Source organism: Atopomonas hussainii (assembly GCF_900109735.1).
Lineage (GTDB): Bacteria > Pseudomonadota > Gammaproteobacteria > Pseudomonadales > Pseudomonadaceae > Atopomonas > Atopomonas hussainii.
Genome location: NZ_FOAS01000003.1, coordinates 77,407 through 94,129, shown reverse-complemented (window position 1 = coordinate 94,129; position 16,723 = coordinate 77,407). Strand labels below are relative to the sequence as shown.

Here is a 16,723-nt window from a genome sequence, read left to right as displayed (position 1 = left end):
AGCTATTTGCGCTTCTGTCAAGTCTGTTATTTAATGTTGAAAAACATAAATCGTCCGTAAGTGTCGGATGTTGATAGGGAATTAGCCGTGCTAGGGCTCAATAAGAAAGCGAATACGCTCCTGGGGATCGACATCAGCTCTACTTCGGTGAAGCTGCTCGAACTGAGTAAATCTGGCTCTCGCTACAAGGTCGAGGCCTATGCTGTGGAGCCACTTCCACCGAACGCGGTGGAAGAGAAAAACGTGGCCGACATCGAGCAGGTCGGGCAAATCGTTGCCCGCGTGCTGGCTAAGTCGAAGTCTGGTGTCAAAGTCGCCGCCGTAGCCGTGTCCGGCTCTGCGGTGATCACCAAGACCATCGAGATGGAAGCTGGCTTGTCGGATGACGAGTTGGAAAATCAGATCCGTCTCGAAGCTGATCAGTACATCCCCTACCCGCTGGATGAAGTGGCCTTAGACTTCGAGGTCATTGGCCCCTCTAAGCGTAATCCTGAGCGTGTCGATGTTTTGCTCGCCGCCTGCCGTCGTGAAAACGTTGAAGATCGTGAAGCGGTGCTCTCAGTCGCTGCGCTAACCGCCAAAGTGGTGGATATCGAAGCGCATGCGATGGAGCGCGCTTGCGAGCTGATCATGCCGACGCTTGGTGGCGATGCGGAAGACTTAACCGTTGCCGTCGTGGATATCGGTGCCACGATGACCACGCTTAACGTGTTGCATGGTGGGCGTAACGTTTACAACCGCGAGCTTTTGTTCGGCGGCAAGCAGCTGACCGAGGAAATTCAGCGGCGTTATGGTCTGTCTGTTGAAGAGGCCGGCCTTGCCAAAAAGCAGGGTGGCCTGCCGGACGACTACGAGACAGAAGTGCTGGCTCCCTTTAAAGAGCAAGTTGTGCTGCAGGTTTCTCGTGCGTTGCAGTTCTTCTTCGCTGGCGGCCAGTTCAATGATGTCGACCATATTCTTTTGGCTGGCGGCACCGCGTCCATTGCTGGGCTGGATCAGTTGATCCAGCAAAAGATTGGTACCCCAACGCAAGTGGCAAACCCGTTCGCGCAGATGGCTTTAGGCGGCAAGGTTAATGCCGGAGCGCTGGCCAGTGATGCGCCCGCGCTGATGATTGCCTGCGGTCTGGCGATGAGGAGTTTCGACTAATGGCAAAAATTAACCTTTTACCGTGGCGCGAAAAACTCCGCGAAGAGCGCAAGCAACGCTTTATTGCCTCAATCATGGGGGTGTTAATGGTGGCTGCTGGCTTGGTGTTTCTGGGCGGGCAATACCTTTCCTCGCAAATTGAGTATCAAAATGCTCGCGCTGAGTATCTGCGCAAGGAAATTGCTGTCCTAGATGCGCGTATTTCTGAAATTAAAGAACTGCAAGAGCGTCGTAAGCAGTTGCTTGAGCGGATGAAAATTATTTCCGACTTACAGGGTAATCGACCGGTCATTGTTCGTGGCTTTGATGAGCTGGTGCGTACGCTTCCTGATGGTGTTTTCTTTACCAAGTTGAGCAGTAAAGGTCAGCAAATATCAGTCGAGGGTATGGCAGAGTCTAATAACCGTGTTTCCAAGCTGATGCGGCAACTGGATGCGTCTGACTGGCTTAATGGGCCGGTGTTGACGGGTGTGAAGGCTCTAACTCAGGGGGAGGTGGAGCAGAGAAATAGTTTTGCTTTGACAGTTACCCGTGTGGCGCCGAAAGCAGAGGAGTCTGGTAAATGAGCTTTCAGCAAAGCCTGCAGGGCTTGAAAGATTTCGATCTTAATGATCTTGATTTTGAAAATGTCGGTTCTTGGCCAGCAGCAGTAAAGGTAATAGCTTGTGTTTTGGTGTTTATCCTAGTTCTTTTTTTGGGGTATAACTTCTACCTAAAAGATTTGCAAGGAAGCTTGGATGCGGCAATCTCTAAAGAATCAAATTTAAAACAAGATTTTCAGCGTAAAGCGTTTCAAGCGGCGAACTTGGAAGCTTATAAAGAGCAGATGGTTGAAATGGAAGCGTCATTTGGCGCTTTGCTTCGTCAGCTTCCGAGTGATACAGAAGTGCCTGGCTTGCTCGAAGATATCACTCGTACAGGGCTTGGTGCAGGTTTGGAGTTTGAGGAAATAAAACTTCAGCCTGAGGTTGCCCAGCAGTTTTATATTGAGTTGCCAATTTTGATTTCGGTTGTTGGCGGTTATCACGATCTGGCTACTTTCGTTAGCGGTGTCGCGGCTTTGCCTCGCATTGTTACTTTGCACGATTTTGAAATTGTGCCAGAGAAGGCAGATCAAGCTGGCGCTTCTAGGTTGCGTATGAGTATTACGGCAAAAACCTATCGCTATAACGATAAGGGGGCTAAGTAATGAAAGGGATGCTGGGTGTTTCTCTTCTTTCTGTCCTCTTGGTTGGCTGTACGGGCGGTGATTTTAGTGACTTAAATGCCTTTATGGATGAGGTTAGGGCTAAGCCAAAGGGTAGTATTGAGCCGTTGCCTCAGTTTACGCCCTATGAGGCTTTTGCCTACAGTGCGGTTAATATGCGCTCCCCCTTCCAGCCTCCCGTTAAGTTTGAAGTTGTTCAGCGGCAGAAGGGCGAAAAAGAAGTGAAGCCTGATGAAGCTCGCGTGAAGCAGTTCCTTGAAGGCTTCAATATCGAAACGTTTACAATGGTTGGCACCTTGGGTGATCAGCGCGGCCTTTTTGCTCTGGTTAGCGGTGCGGGAAGCGTTCATCGTGTGATGGTCGGCGACTATCTGGGGCGTAATCACGGCAGGATTGTCGCAATTGATGCCGGGAAGATTGAGGTCTTGGAAATCGTCCCTGATGGAGAGGGCGGGTGGCTTGAGCGTCCTCGTCAACTGCCGTTAAGAGATAACGGATAAAGAAAAGACAGCTAGTGGGATTAATGAAATGAAAATTATAAGTAATGGCTTTGCCCTTCTTGCTGCGCTTGGGCTGATCTCTTCGGCGGTTAATGCGGCGGATTTAAAAACCTTAGATGTGGTTACCTTGCCGGGTGATCGCATGGAGTTACGCATGGGCTTTGATAGCCCGGTAGATATTCCTCGTGGATATACCATTGAGCAGCCTGCGCGTATCGCTTTGGATCTGCCGGGGGTAAAGAATAAGCTGGGCGTTAAGGTGCGAGAGTTGGGCATGGGGAATGCCCGTAGCGTTACCTTTGTGGAGGCAGCAGATCGCACCCGGATGATCATTAATATGACTACGCTCACGCCGTACTCTGCTCGTGCAGAAGGGAGCAGCGTGATTGTGGTTGTTGGCGCTGGCGAGAAAGCGGTGGTAGCTCCTGTGAAGCCGGTGGTTGTTGCGCCAGCAGGCGTTCCAAGCATTAAAAATCTAGACTTTCAGCGCGGTGAAAATGGTGAGGGCAGTGTTGTTATTGAGCTGTCGGATCCCTCCATCGCTCCTGATATTCAAGATGTTGGCGGTAAGATTCGTCTTGAGTTTCCCAAGACGCAACTGCCGGAAGCGTTGCGCGTCCGCCTGGACGTGAAAGATTTTGCTACTCCAGTTCAGTATGTCTACGCACGCGGCGCATCTGATAAATCGACGGTGATTATTGAGCCAACGGGTTTCTATGATTATTTGGCTTATCAGACTGATAATAAGCTTACCGTTAGTGTAAAGCCTTTGACTCGCGAAGAGTCTGAAAAGCGCAACTCTGATAAGTTCGCTTACACTGGCGAGAAGTTATCGCTGAACTTCCAGGATATTGATGTTCGATCTGTTTTGCAGCTGATTGCTGATTTTACTGACTTGAACTTGGTGGCTAGTGATACTGTTCAGGGCAGCATCACTCTACGTCTCCAAAATGTCCCATGGGACCAAGCGCTTGATCTTGTCCTGAAAACGAAAGGCCTTGATCAGCGGAAGGTCGGCAATGTTTTGCTTGTAGCTCCAGCTGATGAGATTGCCGCACGTGAAAGGCAGGAATTGGAGACTCAGCGTCAGTTAGCCGAGCTTTCTCCAATTGTTAGAGAGGTTCTTCAGGTTAACTATGCTAAAGCTTGTGATTTGGCCAAACTCTTTGATGAGTTCACTGAGGCTGGCGAGCAAAAGGATATGCGTGGGTCGATTATTTGTGATGATCGATCAAACAGCTTGATTGCTCACTATACTCGTGAGCGGATGGAAGAATTGCGTCGTATCGTTGCTCAGCTCGATATACCTGTGCGGCAGGTAATGATTGAGGCGCGTATTGTTGAGGCGAATGTTGATTATAATCGTCAGCTCGGTGTTGAGTGGCGTGGCATTAGTCGGGCTGATAATAATTTTGTGGTGGGTGGTACGAATAGTCTGGAAAAGGGCACAGATCCTCTGGAGTTTCAGGCGGGTAGCTTCGTTAATCTAGGCGCACCTGGTCGCACCTCGGGTATAAATATTGGCTTTATAACGGACAATACTTTGCTGGATCTTGAGTTGTCTGCGATGGAGAAGACCGGCAATGGAGAAGTCGTGTCGCAGCCTAAGGTGGTTACTTCGGATAAAGAGACGGCGAAAATCCTGAAGGGTACAGAAATTCCTTTTCAGGAGGCTAGCTCAAGCGGTGCAACAACAACCTCATTTAAAGAGGCGGCGCTTTCCTTAGAGGTCACTCCGCAAATTACGCCAGATAGCCGAGTGATTATGGATGTTAAGGTCAATAAGGACTCGCCGGATTTTTCTCGCTCTGTTGGTGGTGTTCCCCCGATCAATACGAACGAGGTAACCGCTAAGGTTTTGGTAAATGACGGCGAAACTGCTGTAATTGGTGGGGTGTTTACAAATACTCAGACTAAAACGGTCGATAAAATTCCATTCCTTGGCGATCTTCCGGTGGTTGGACGGCTCTTTAAGCGAGACTTGATCGAGGATAGTAAAACGGAGTTGCTGATTTTCTTAACTCCGCGCATCCTGAACAGCCAAGGCGTTGCCCTTAAGAACTGATCGTTCGTGAACTTAGTCCTCGTAGGCCCGATGGGTGCTGGCAAAAGCACCATCGGGCGTCTTCTTGCTAAAGAGCTGCGTTTGCCCTTTATTGACTCCGATAAAGAAATTGAGGAGCGCACAGGGGCGGATATCCCGTGGATTTTTGACGTTGAAGGCGAGCAGGGCTTTCGTGATCGTGAGCAGGCGGTTATCGAAGAGTTACTGCTTGACGATAACCAGCTACTGGCAACCGGTGGCGGTGCGGTTATGCGCGAGGCTAATCGTGCGGCGCTTAAGCGTGGTGCCGTTGTGGTCTACTTGTTCGCCTCTGTAGAGCAGCAGATTGTGCGCACGGCGCGAGATCGCAATCGGCCTTTGTTGCAAACGGAAGATCCTGCCGCTGTACTTCGCCAGTTGATGGCGGTGCGTGATCCGCTGTATCGAGAAGTTGCCGATATCGTGGTGGAGACCGATGAGCGTCCGCCGCGGATGGTGGTTCAGGAAATCCTCGCGCAGCTCGACTCCCGCAACCCTGCCTGACAGGTTATCCTAGCGCCTTCTGAGCGCGAGGATGGTATGGCGACACTCAAGGTTGATTTAGCTGAGCGTAGTTACCCGATCTACATTGGTGAGGGACTACTGGATCAGGCAGAGCTGTTTCAGGCGCATATCAAAGGGCGCCAGGTTGCAGTTGTAACCAACGAAACGGTTGCTCCGCTATACCTTGCTCGCCTAGAGGCAGCATTGAGCGGCTATCAGGTTGATAGCGTGGTGCTCCCTGATGGTGAGCAGTTCAAAAATTGGCAAACCCTTAATCTGATTTTTGATCGCCTGCTGGAGTGTCGTCACGACCGAAAAACCACTCTGATTGCCTTGGGCGGTGGTGTTATCGGCGATATGACGGGTTTTGCGGCTGCGTGCTATCAGCGAGGCGTGCATTTTATTCAGGTGCCGACAACCTTGCTATCGCAGGTAGATTCGTCGGTGGGCGGTAAGACCGGTATCAATCATCCATTGGGAAAAAATATGGTGGGGGCCTTTTATCAGCCCGACGCCGTGATTATCGATACCGCAAGCCTAAATACTTTGCCCGCGCGCGAGTTGTCCGCCGGTTTGGCGGAAGTGATTAAGTATGGCTTGATTTGTGATCAAGACTTTTTTGTCTGGCTTGAAGCAAATCTAGAACGCTTGTTGGCATTAGATGCGGCGGCGCTCACGGAGGCGATTGAGCGCTCCTGTGCAGCGAAGGCGGATGTGGTGGCACAGGATGAGCGCGAAGGCGGAATTCGCGCGATTCTCAATTTGGGCCACACCTTCGGGCACGCCATTGAGACCGAGCAAGGTTACGGCACTTGGCTGCACGGTGAAGCTGTAGCGGCGGGCACAGTGATGGCGCTGGAGTTATCGCACCGTCTCGGTTGGATTGACGAAAGTGTCGTGCGTCGCGGTTGCGCCCTGCTTGAGCGGGCTAAGTTGCCGGTCGCGCCGCCTGCGGGCATGACTGCGCAGGCCTTTATCCAGCACATGGCGGTGGATAAAAAGGTTCTCGATGGTCAATTGCGCCTGATTCTGTTGAAAGGCCTCGGTGAGGCTTGTGTGACCGCTGATTTTTCTCGTGAAGCCCTGCAGGCTACCTTGCAGGCGCGTTACCCCCTTTTCGTTGCTTGAGTGTTAGTGATGCTGCATGCGGATGATGCTTTCTTAGACCATTACGGCTTTGCTCATGACCCCTTTGCGGCTCGTGTGCCGGGGATGAAGTTTTTCCCGGCGCAGCGCAAAACGGTTTTGAGTCAGTTGCATCACTTGGCGCGCTACAGTCAGCTGATGCTGCTGGTAAGCGGCCCTGAAGGGAGCGGGAAAACCTTGCTGCGCAAGGCCTTGGCCGGTAGCGCAAATAAAGATTCGGTCAAATGCGTTGTGTTAAGTGGGCGCGGCCTAATGGCTTCGCGCGACGTATTGATGGGTATTGCGCAGGGGCTCGGGGGCGCTTCCAGTGATCTTGAGGAAGTGTTTGAGCAAATTGAGCAGTTGGCTTTAACCGGACAGGAGCTCTACCTGTTGGTGGATGAGGCCGATGACCTTCCGGATGAGCTGTTGCCGTTGTTGTTCACCTTGGCAGATGGTCAAGGGCAGGCGCGACCGCATGTGTTTTTGTTTGGCACCGCAGCTTTGGCCGCGCGCTTAGAGCGCTTAGCTGGCGATCAGGAGCGTTTCCACCCCATCACCCTTGCGCCTTATGAATATGAAGATACTTGCGAGTATTTAGCTCAGCGCTTGAAAGCGGCGGGAGCTGACTTGGATATCTTCAGCGAAGAGCAGCTGGAGCACATTCACGAAGAGTCTGGCGGCTGGCCTGGCTTGATCAATCAAGTGGCGCGAGAAGCGGCTATTGATGCCATGCAGGATGGCCAGGATGCTCCTGAAGCCGGGCGCAAGGCGCGCTTTCCGATTAAGCACCTCGCTATGGTGGCGGTGATTGCTTTGGGGGTTGGTGCTGCGTGGTTTATGCAGGGCAAGAGTGGCGATGATGTGGTTGCTACGCAGTCGTCTGAGTTGACGCTGCCGCCAGTCACACCTGTGGTTGAGGCGACAGTTGAGCCTGTTGCGGCCAATCCTGAGCCGACCCTTGCTGAAGTCAGTGAGCCTGCTCAGCAAGAGCCGCAAGTACAGTTCGACGGGGTTGCGCAGCCATTACCGTTACCGGTGCCGACGCAGCCCATTGAGCGCAGCGCTACACCTGCTCCGGCTGAGGCGGCTTCCGCGCCAGAGCCGGCGCCTGTGGTTGTTGAGCCAAGTGCGGCACCAGTCGCTGCGCCTGTGGTGGCGGCAAAGCCAGTTGTCGAGCCGGCGCCTAAGGCTCAAGAGCCGGCTAAGCCGGTTGCTACGCCCGTCGCTAAGCCTGCGCCTGTGACTGCTTCAGTGTCAGCAGTTGCCGGAGAGGGGCATGAGGGTTGGTACGCCGCTCAGGCGGGTGGTCAGTATGCGTTGCAAGTGTCGGCGTTATCATCGGCTGTAGCCGCTAAGGCGGTGGTCGCCAAGGAAGGGGCGCAGTTCCGTTTTTATCGCAAGTTGGTGTCGGGCAAACCTATGTTTGTCGTCACCTACGGCCAGTTTGCTACGGCGCTGGAGGCCAAGCAGGCTGTGGCTAAGTTGCCTGCGCAGTATCAGCGTAATAAGCCTTGGCCAAAGCGTTTTGCGGATATTCAGCGCGAAATCCGCGCGTCGCGCTGACGCCATAGCTGCGCCGCGCAAGGCGTGCGCAGTGTTGACCGGCGGGTCATTAACATGCGGGCCGGTTGCAAGCCATTCGTAATCGCGACATTGGCTTTAACTCAGGTGTCACGAAAATTTGTGGGGGCGTAGGGTGGTGTGTACAATGACCTCCCTTTTGCCCTTGTGTAGGGCTTTTTGCGCCCAAAATTTTGTGGCAAGTATTTGATTTTTAAAGGTTTTCCAGGTGAGGGTCTATGAAAGCAGGTTTGTATCATCCTGGTGAGTTCAAGGATAACTGCGGATTTGGTCTGATCGCCCATATGCAGGGCCAGCCCAGTCACCACCTGTTGCAGACAGCCATTGAAGCGCTGACCTGCATGACCCACCGTGGCGGCATCAACGCTGACGGCAAGACGGGTGACGGTTGCGGTCTGTTGATCCAGAAGCCGGACGAATTCCTCCGCGCGACGGCTAAGGAAGCCTTTGCATGTGATCTGCCGGCGCAGTACGCCGTAGGCATGGTGTTCTTTAACCAAGACGCCGCCAAAGCAGAAGCCGCGCGTGCCAACATGAATCGCGAGATCGAGGCCGCTGGCCTTAAGCTGATCGGCTGGCGCCAAGTGCCGATCGACACCAGCGTGCTCGGTGAGCTGGCCTTGGCACGTCTGCCGCAAATTGAACAAGTGTTTATTGGCGGTGAAGGGCTGGACGACCAGCAATTCGCGGTCAAGCTGTTTAGCGCGCGCCGTCGTTCTTCGGTGGCTAACGCCGAAGACAGCGATCACTACATTTGTAGCTTCTCGCACAAGACCATCATTTATAAGGGCCTGATGATGCCGGCGGACCTCGCCGCGTTTTATCCGGACTTAAGCGACGAGCGCCTGAAAACCGCTATCTGCGTGTTCCACCAGCGCTTCTCGACCAACACCTTGCCCAAGTGGCCGCTGGCTCAGCCGTTCCGCTTCTTGGCGCACAACGGTGAAATCAACACCATCACTGGCAACCGTAACTGGGCGCAGGCGCGTCGCACTAAGTTTGCCAATGAGATGATTCCGGATCTGGAAGAGCTCGGCCCGCTGGTTAACCGCGTGGGCTCTGACTCCTCAAGCATGGACAACATGCTCGAGCTGATGGTTACCGGTGGCATCGACCTGTTCCGTGGCGTACGCATGATCATTCCGCCGGCTTGGCAGAACGTCGACACCATGGACGCCGAGCTGCGCGCCTTCTACGAATACAACTCCATGCACATGGAGCCGTGGGATGGCCCTGCCGGTGTGGTACTGACCGACGGTCGCTACGCGGCGTGCTTGCTTGACCGTAACGGCTTGCGTCCGGCGCGTTGGGTGACCACCAAGAACGGTTACATCACCTTGGCCTCGGAAATCGGCGTGTGGAGTTACCAGCCCGAAGACGTACTGGCCAAAGGCCGCGTGGGCCCAGGGCAGATTCTGGCGGTGGATACCCAGACCGGCCAAGTGCTGCACACCAAAGATATCGATGACCGCTTGAAGTCGCGCCATCCGTATAAGCAGTGGCTGCGTCAGAGCGCGCTGCGTATTCGTGCCAACTTGGACGAAGATCACGGCAGCGCCAGCTACGACCAAGAGCAGCTCAAGCAGTACATGAAGATGTTCCAGGTCACCTTCGAAGAGCGTGACCAAGTACTGCGCCCGATGGCCGAGCAAGGCCAAGAGGCCGTGGGCTCGATGGGCGACGACACGCCAATGGCGGTGCTCAGTCAGCGTGTGCGCTCGGTGTACGACTACTTCCGCCAGCAGTTCGCCCAGGTGACCAACCCGCCGATCGACCCGCTGCGCGAATCCATCGTGATGTCGCTGGAAACCTGTTTGGGTGCCGAGCGCAACATCTTCGATGAAACCGTTGATCACGCGAAGCGCGCGATTCTCACCTCGCCGGTTATTTCTCCGGCCAAGTGGGCGTCGATCCTCGAACTGCAGGATGAAGCCTTCAGCCATCAGCGTATCGACCTCAACTACGACGAAGCGCTGGGCCTGAAAGCCGCGATTGAAAATATCGCCGATCAAGCCGAAGAAGCCGTGCGTGCTGGTAAAGTGCTGCTGGTGCTGTCGGATCGCAATATCGCTCCGGGCAAGCTGCCGGTGCATGCCGCCTTGGCTACCGGTGCGGTGCACCACCGTTTGGTGGAAAAAGGCCTGCGTTGCGACTGCAACATCTTGGTAGAAACCGCCACGGCGCGCGACCCGCACCACTATGCCGTGCTGCTGGGCTTCGGTGCCTCGGCGGTGTACCCGTACTTGGCTTACGAAGTGCTGGAAGACTTGGTACGCAGCGGCGAAGTGCTGGGCGATAGCCATGAAATCTTCAAGTATTACCGCAAAGGCATCGCTAAGGGCCTGATGAAGATCCTGTCGAAGATGGGTATCTCCACTGTGGCGTCTTACCGTGGTGCGCAGCTGTTTGAAGCCGTGGGTCTGTCGAAAGATGTCACCGAGTTGTGCTTCCGTGGTGTGGCCAGCCGTATTCAGGGCGCCCGCTTCGAAGACTTAGAAGCCGAGCAAAAGCTGCTGGCTGGCGAAGCTTGGGCAGCGCGTAAGCCGATCCAACAGGGTGGCCTGCTGAAGTTCGTCCACGGTGGCGAATACCATGCCTACAACCCGGATGTGGTGAACACCCTGCAAGCGGCGGTACAGCAGGACTCCTACGAGAAGTATCAAGAGTACGCCGAGCTGGTGAACAGCCGTCCGGTGTCGTCGCTGCGTGACATGTTTAAGGTCAAGTTGGCTGACGCACCGCTGTCGCTGGACGACATCGAGCCGCTGGAAGCCATCTTCAAGCGCTTTGACTCGGCCGGTATTTCACTGGGCGCCTTGTCGCCCGAGGCGCACGAAGCCATCGCCGAGGCGATGAACCGCTTGGGCGCGCGCTCTAACTCCGGTGAGGGTGGCGAAGATCCGGTGCGTTACGGCACCATGAAAACCTCAAAAATTAAGCAGGTGGCCTCGGGCCGCTTTGGTGTGACGCCGGAATATCTGGTCAACGCCGAAGTGATCCAGATTAAAGTCGCGCAGGGCGCTAAGCCCGGCGAAGGCGGCCAGCTGCCCGGTGGTAAGGTGAATCCGCTGATTGCTCGCCTGCGTTACGCAGTGCCGGGGGTGACGCTGATTTCCCCGCCGCCGCACCACGACATTTACTCGATCGAAGACTTGGCGCAGCTGATTTTCGACCTCAAGCAGGTCAACCCTGCCGCACAAGTGTCGGTCAAGCTGGTAGCTGAAGCGGGCGTGGGCACCATCGCCGCTGGTGTGGCCAAGGCCTATGCCGACCTGATCACCATCTCCGGTTACGACGGTGGTACCGGCGCTTCGCCGCTGACCTCCATCAAGTACGCCGGTAGCCCGTGGGAGCTGGGTCTGTCTGAAGCGCACCAAGCGCTACGTGCCAACGACCTGCGTGGCAAGGTGCGGGTACAGACTGACGGCGGCCTGAAGACCGGCCTCGACGTGGTCAAAGCGGCTATCTTGGGCGCAGAAAGCTTCGGCTTCGGCACCGCGCCGATGATCGCACTGGGCTGTAAGTACCTGCGTATTTGTCACCTGAACAACTGCGCTACCGGTGTGGCTACCCAGAACGAGCGTCTGCGTCGCGACCACTACATCGGCACCGTAGAAATGGTGATGAACTTCTTCACCTACGTGGCGATGGAAACCCGCGAGTGGCTGGCCAAGCTTGGCGTGCGCAGCTTGGAAGAGCTGATCGGCCGGACTGATCTGTTGGAAGTGCTGCCGGGCAGCACTGGCAAGCAGAACAACCTCGACCTGTCGCCGCTGCTGGCTAACGACCTGATTCCGGCCGATAAGCCGCAGTTCTGCCTGAGCGAGCGCAACGCGCCGTTCGACAAGGGCGAGCTGGCTGAGCGCATGGTTGAACTGGCCAAAGATGCCATCGCCAACAAGGCGGGCGGCACCTATGAGCTGGATGTGTGTAACTGCGACCGTTCGATTGGTGCGCGGGTGTCGGGCGAAATCGCCAAGGCCCACGGCAACCAAGGCATGGTCGATGCGCCGATTACCTTCCGCTTTAACGGCACCGCCGGGCAGAGCTTCGGCGTGTGGAACGCCGGCGGCCTGAACTTGTACCTCGAAGGCGATGCCAACGACTACGTGGGCAAAGGCATGACTGGCGGTAAGCTGGTGATTGCACCGCCCAAAGGCAGCCCGTTTGCCAGCCAAGAAAGCGCCATTATCGGTAATACCTGCTTGTACGGTGCCACCGGTGGCACCTTGTTCGCTGCCGGTACTGCCGGTGAGCGTTTCGCGGTGCGTAACTCGGGTGCGCATGCGGTTATCGAAGGCGCTGGCGACCACTGCTGCGAATACATGACCGGCGGCATGATCTGCGTGCTGGGCCGTACCGGCTACAACTTCGGTGCGGGTATGACCGGTGGCTTCGCGTATGTGCTCGACGAAGACAATAGCTTCGTTGACCGCGTGAACCACGAGTTGGTGGAAATCACCCGCATCAGCAGCGAAGCGATGGAAGCCTACCGCAGCCATCTGCAAGAAGTGATTGCCGAGTACGTGACCGAAACTGGCAGTGCTTGGGGCACCAACCTGCTGGAGAACTTGGATGACTACATCCGTAAGTTCTGGCTGGTCAAACCGAAAGCGGCCAACTTGGCGTCGTTGCTGTCTTCGACCCGCGCTAACCCGCAATAACAAGCCCCGCACGGCAAGCCTGTTCGCAGGCTTGCCGGCTACCGTGAAAGTCTTGCGGTGTGCCGCTAAGCGTGCCGCTGCAATAAAGAGGTTTTGATATGGCTGAACGTCTGAATAACGACTTCCAGTTCATCGAAGTGGGGCGTAAAGACCCGAAGAAGAAGCTGCTGCGTCAGCGCAAGAAGGAGTTCGTGGAAATCTACGACACCTTCAAGCCGGCACAGGCGTGCGAGCAAGCGCACCGTTGCTTGGGTTGCGGTAACCCGTACTGCGAGTGGAAGTGCCCGGTACACAACTACATTCCTAACTGGCTGAAGCTGGTCAGCGAAGGCAACATTCTGAAAGCGGCCGAGCTGTCGCATCAGACCAACACCCTGCCGGAAGTGTGTGGCCGCGTATGCCCGCAAGACCGCCTGTGTGAAGGCGCCTGTACGCTGAACGACGGTTTCGGCGCGGTAACCATTGGCTCGGTGGAGAAGTACATTACCGATACCGCCTTTGCCATGGGCTGGCGTCCGGACATGTCCAACGTCAAACCGACCGGCAAGAAAGTCGCGATTATCGGCGCCGGCCCGGCAGGCCTTGGCTGTGCCGACATTCTGGTGCGTAACGGCGTCACCCCGGTGGTGTTCGATAAGAACCCCGAGATCGGTGGCTTGCTGACCTTCGGTATCCCCGAATTCAAGCTGGAAAAAACCGTTATGAGCCGCCGCCGTGAAGTGTTCACCGGCATGGGTATCGAGTTCCGCCTGAACACCGAAATCGGTACAGACGTGCAGATCGACGATCTGTTGCGCGATTACGACGCGGTGTTCATGGGCATGGGCACTTACACCTACATGAAAGGCGGCTTCCCCGGTGAAGACCTGCCGGGCGTGTATGACGCGTTGGACTTCCTCATCGCCAACGTCAACCGCAACCTGGGTTTCGAGAAGTCGGCCGACGACTTTATCGACATGAAAGGTAAGCAAGTTGTGGTGCTTGGCGGTGGTGACACCGCGATGGACTGTAACCGTACCTCGATTCGTCAGGGCGCGACTAAGGTCACCTGTGCCTACCGTCGTGACGAAGAAAACATGCCCGGCTCGCGCAAAGAAGTGAAAAACGCCCGCGAAGAGGGTGTGCAATTCCTCTTCAATCGCCAGCCCATCGCTATCGTCGGCGAAGGCAAGGTGGAAGGCGTGAAAGTGGTGGAAACCCGCTTGGGTGAGCCCGATGCGCGTGGCCGTCGTAGCCCTGAGCCAATTCCCGGCTCTGAGCAAGTCATTCCGGCGGATGCCGTGCTGGTGGCCTTCGGCTTCCGTCCGAGCCCGGCCAGCTGGTTCGAGGCGCAAAACATCAAGACCGACAGCAGTGGTCGCGTGATTGCCCCGAGCGCCGCACAGTACAAGTTCCAGACCAGCAACCCGAAGATCTTCGCCGGTGGCGATATGGTGCGCGGTTCGGACTTAGTAGTCACCGCGATCCACGAAGGTCGCGAAGCCGCTGAAGGTATCCTTGACTACCTCGGCGTGTAATCGAGCTGATTGGCGCTTGCGCTAGATCAACCGCTTAGCAAAAGGCACGGCACTCACCGTGCCTTTTGTTTTTGCCTTTGCGACAATGCGCGCAACTGAATTTGGGGTGATGTATGTCTGAACTGAAAAACGACCGTTTCCTGCGTGCGCTGCTCAAGCAACCCGTGGACGTCACGCCGGTATGGATGATGCGCCAAGCGGGCCGCTACCTGCCGGAATACCGCGCTACCCGCGCCAAAGCCGGCGACTTTATGAGCCTGTGCAAAAACGCCGAGCTGGCTTGCGAAGTTACTTTGCAGCCGCTGGAGCGTTACCCGCAAATCGACGCGGCAATTCTGTTCTCAGACATCCTCACTGTGCCGGATGCGATGGGCTTAGGCCTGTACTTCGAAACCGGCGAAGGCCCGCGTTTTAAAAAGGTGGTCGATACCCCAGAAGCCATCGACGCGCTGCCGATCCCCGATGCGGAAAAAGACTTGGGCTATGTGATGGATGCCGTGCGCACCATCCGCCGCGAGCTGAACGGCCGCGTGCCGCTGATCGGCTTCTCCGGCAGCCCGTGGACGCTGGCGACCTACATGGTGGAAGGCGGCTCGAGCAAAGACTTCCGCAAGTCCAAGGCCATGCTCTACAGCAACCCGCAAGCCATGCACCAGTTGCTGGATAAGCTCGCGCAGTCGGTCACCGCTTACTTAAACGGGCAGATCAAGGCCGGCGCGCAAGCGGTGCAGATTTTTGACTCATGGGGCGGCTCGCTGTCAGCCGCTGCGTACCAAGAGTTCTCACTGGCCTATATGCAGAAGATTGTTAACGGCCTGATCCGCGAGCACGAAGGCCGTCAGGTGCCGGTGATTCTGTTCACCAAAGGCGGCGGCTTATGGCTGGAATCTATGGCCGACAGCGGCGCCGAAGCCTTGGGCCTCGACTGGACCTGCGACATCGCCAGCGCCCGTCAGCGCGTGGGTCACAAAGTCGCCCTGCAAGGCAACATGGACCCCAGCGTGCTGTACGCCAGCCCAGCGGCGATTCGCGCCGAAGTCGGGCGCATTTTGGCCGCCTACGGCACCGGCAGCGGCCACGTGTTCAACCTCGGCCACGGCATCACCCCCGAGGTTAACCCCGAGCACGCCAAAGCTTTCTTCGAGGCCGTGCACGAGCTGTCGGCGCAGTATCACTAAGCAGCACCACCTGCTTAGAAACAACAAGGGCCGCAGTTGCGGCCCTTGTTGTTGGTGCAGCACGCTTAGGGCTGCTTGAGGGTGCGAATATGCGCCACCAGCTGGTCTATCTCAGCATCCGTGAGTGTGCCCTCGTAGGCCGGCATCGCACCGGGGCCGCGGCGAATGGCTGCGGCCAGTTCGTCGTCGGACTCGCGGCTTTGCCAACTGGCTTTACTCAGGTTCTGCGCGAAGAACAGCCAGCCACGCAGGGTGCGCGCTTTGCCGTTGTCACCGTGACATTTGCTGCAGTGCTCGCTATACAGCTCTTTGCCAAGAGGCGTCTCAGCGTTGGCGGCTGTGCCGAGAGTCATGGCAATGAACAGCGCAAAGTAGATATGTTTGTTTTTCATTGTTCTATTCGATGTTGGTAATAGTGCCGCGTAACGCAACGCTGGCGACTACTAAGCCAGAGTGACATTGGAACTTATCTTTGCTCTTATAAACATCTCGTGCATAGTAGCTGACTATTCCAGTGACGGCATTTGCACCGAGAGACTTGGCTTTATTTTGCAACGCGATTAGAGCTGTTTGTGCAGCCCACAAACAGGCTTCTTCTGAGGTTTTATTAGAAGAGTTTGTTTTACGGTGAGCTGTCACGCTATCACGAAGATGAAGGCTAGCTGGAAGTTGCTCGCCTTCCATGAAAAACCTGACCGAGCCATCTAGTTGGCCTGCGTCGGTTGCTCGTGTGATGGCCTCTTGGATACTGAAGTACTCCGGGGTTTCGGCGCCTTGCTTGACGATTCCTAAGTTATCAGCGTAAGCATGGCCGGCGCTTAAATCAAGCTCCTTTAGAATGTTGTTTCTAAGGTTGTTGACCCACTTGTTGTAGCTGCGGTGAATCTTTTCCCCAGACTGATTTAAGCCCCAGCTGCTTCGATAGTTGATGCTGAATCCAGTGTTGCTATAGGGGATGTCTACTTCGGCGTGGTGCCGGTTGCGCACGGTAAGTTCGGCTTGGATTAAATTTGGCTTGACTGACTGCACTTGCCATTGCCGATCGTTAATGGCAGTAATAATGGCGCGCTGTACTTGTTGCTCATCAATGTTTAAGTCACGTGAGAAAGACTCTGAGGCGTTATGGATTTTAGCGCTGGTACAGCCGCCCAGAGCTAAAAGTATTAACAAGAGTCCTGTTATACGAGTTTTACTGCGTGTCATTCCCTGATC

Annotated in this window: 13 protein-coding genes; 11 read left to right on the top strand and 2 right to left on the bottom strand. The window is 55.5% G+C overall.

The features are described from left to right. The first annotated feature begins 87 nt into the window (after positions 1-87). The 11 genes from BMX80_RS03515 (at position 88) to hemE (ending at position 15,511) form a co-directional block, all read left to right on the top strand. Positions 88-1,149 carry a pilus assembly protein PilM gene (locus tag BMX80_RS03515; protein ID WP_071870896.1) on the top strand — a complete coding sequence of 354 codons (1,062 nt, stop codon included), beginning with the start codon at positions 88-90 and terminating at the stop codon, positions 1,147-1,149. Beyond that, positions 1,149-1,715 (top strand): PilN domain-containing protein, encoded by a 567-nt coding sequence (locus BMX80_RS03510; protein WP_074865197.1) that lies wholly within the window; start codon positions 1,149-1,151, stop codon positions 1,713-1,715. The genes BMX80_RS03515 and BMX80_RS03510 overlap by 1 nt, the downstream gene beginning before the upstream one ends. Further along, positions 1,712-2,338 carry a type 4a pilus biogenesis protein PilO gene (gene pilO, locus BMX80_RS03505; protein ID WP_074865193.1) on the top strand — a complete coding sequence of 209 codons (627 nt, stop codon included), beginning with the start codon at positions 1,712-1,714 and terminating at the stop codon, positions 2,336-2,338. The genes BMX80_RS03510 and pilO overlap by 4 nt, the downstream gene beginning before the upstream one ends. Further along, on the top strand, positions 2,338-2,856 hold the full coding sequence (gene pilP / locus BMX80_RS03500) for a type 4a pilus biogenesis lipoprotein PilP (protein ID WP_074865191.1): 519 nt from the start codon (positions 2,338-2,340) through the stop codon (positions 2,854-2,856). Before pilO ends, pilP begins: the two co-directional genes overlap by 1 nt. 28 nt (positions 2,857-2,884) lie before the next feature. Continuing rightward, positions 2,885-4,921: a type IV pilus secretin PilQ family protein gene (pilQ, locus tag BMX80_RS03495; protein WP_074865188.1), complete on the top strand. Its 2,037-nt coding sequence runs from the start codon at positions 2,885-2,887 to the stop codon at positions 4,919-4,921. Between the two features lie 6 nt (positions 4,922-4,927). Further along, complete coding sequence (gene aroK / locus BMX80_RS03490; RefSeq protein ID WP_268875119.1) at positions 4,928-5,443, top strand: shikimate kinase AroK; 516 nt, start codon at positions 4,928-4,930, stop codon at positions 5,441-5,443. A 36-nt stretch (positions 5,444-5,479) separates the two neighbouring features. After that, positions 5,480-6,571, top strand: a complete 1,092-nt coding sequence (aroB, locus tag BMX80_RS03485; protein ID WP_074865185.1) for a 3-dehydroquinate synthase — start codon at positions 5,480-5,482, stop codon at positions 6,569-6,571. A gap of 9 nt (positions 6,572-6,580) precedes the next feature. Beyond that, positions 6,581-8,134 carry an AAA family ATPase gene (locus tag BMX80_RS03480; RefSeq protein WP_074865568.1) on the top strand — a complete coding sequence of 518 codons (1,554 nt, stop codon included), beginning with the start codon at positions 6,581-6,583 and terminating at the stop codon, positions 8,132-8,134. Positions 8,135-8,370: 236 nt separating this feature from the next. Next, entirely contained in the window at positions 8,371-12,816 is a 4,446-nt protein-coding gene (gene gltB, locus BMX80_RS03475; protein ID WP_074865182.1) for a glutamate synthase large subunit, read from the top strand. A 98-nt stretch (positions 12,817-12,914) separates the two neighbouring features. Continuing rightward, the gene (locus tag BMX80_RS03470) at positions 12,915-14,333 is read left to right on the top strand and encodes an FAD-dependent oxidoreductase (protein WP_071870889.1); all 1,419 of its coding nucleotides are present in this window, start codon (positions 12,915-12,917) and stop codon (positions 14,331-14,333) included. A 113-nt stretch (positions 14,334-14,446) separates the two neighbouring features. Continuing rightward, positions 14,447-15,511, top strand: a complete 1,065-nt coding sequence (gene hemE, locus BMX80_RS03465; RefSeq protein ID WP_074865180.1) for a uroporphyrinogen decarboxylase — start codon at positions 14,447-14,449, stop codon at positions 15,509-15,511. Between the two features lie 65 nt (positions 15,512-15,576). Here hemE and BMX80_RS03460 read toward each other — a convergent pair whose 3' ends face one another. Continuing rightward, positions 15,577-15,903, bottom strand: a complete 327-nt coding sequence (locus BMX80_RS03460) for a c-type cytochrome (protein WP_074865177.1) — start codon at positions 15,901-15,903, stop codon at positions 15,577-15,579. Positions 15,904-15,907: 4 nt separating this feature from the next. After that, positions 15,908-16,714 carry a hypothetical protein gene (locus tag BMX80_RS03455; protein ID WP_074865174.1) on the bottom strand — a complete coding sequence of 269 codons (807 nt, stop codon included), beginning with the start codon at positions 16,712-16,714 and terminating at the stop codon, positions 15,908-15,910. Positions 16,715-16,723: the final 9 nt, after the last annotated feature.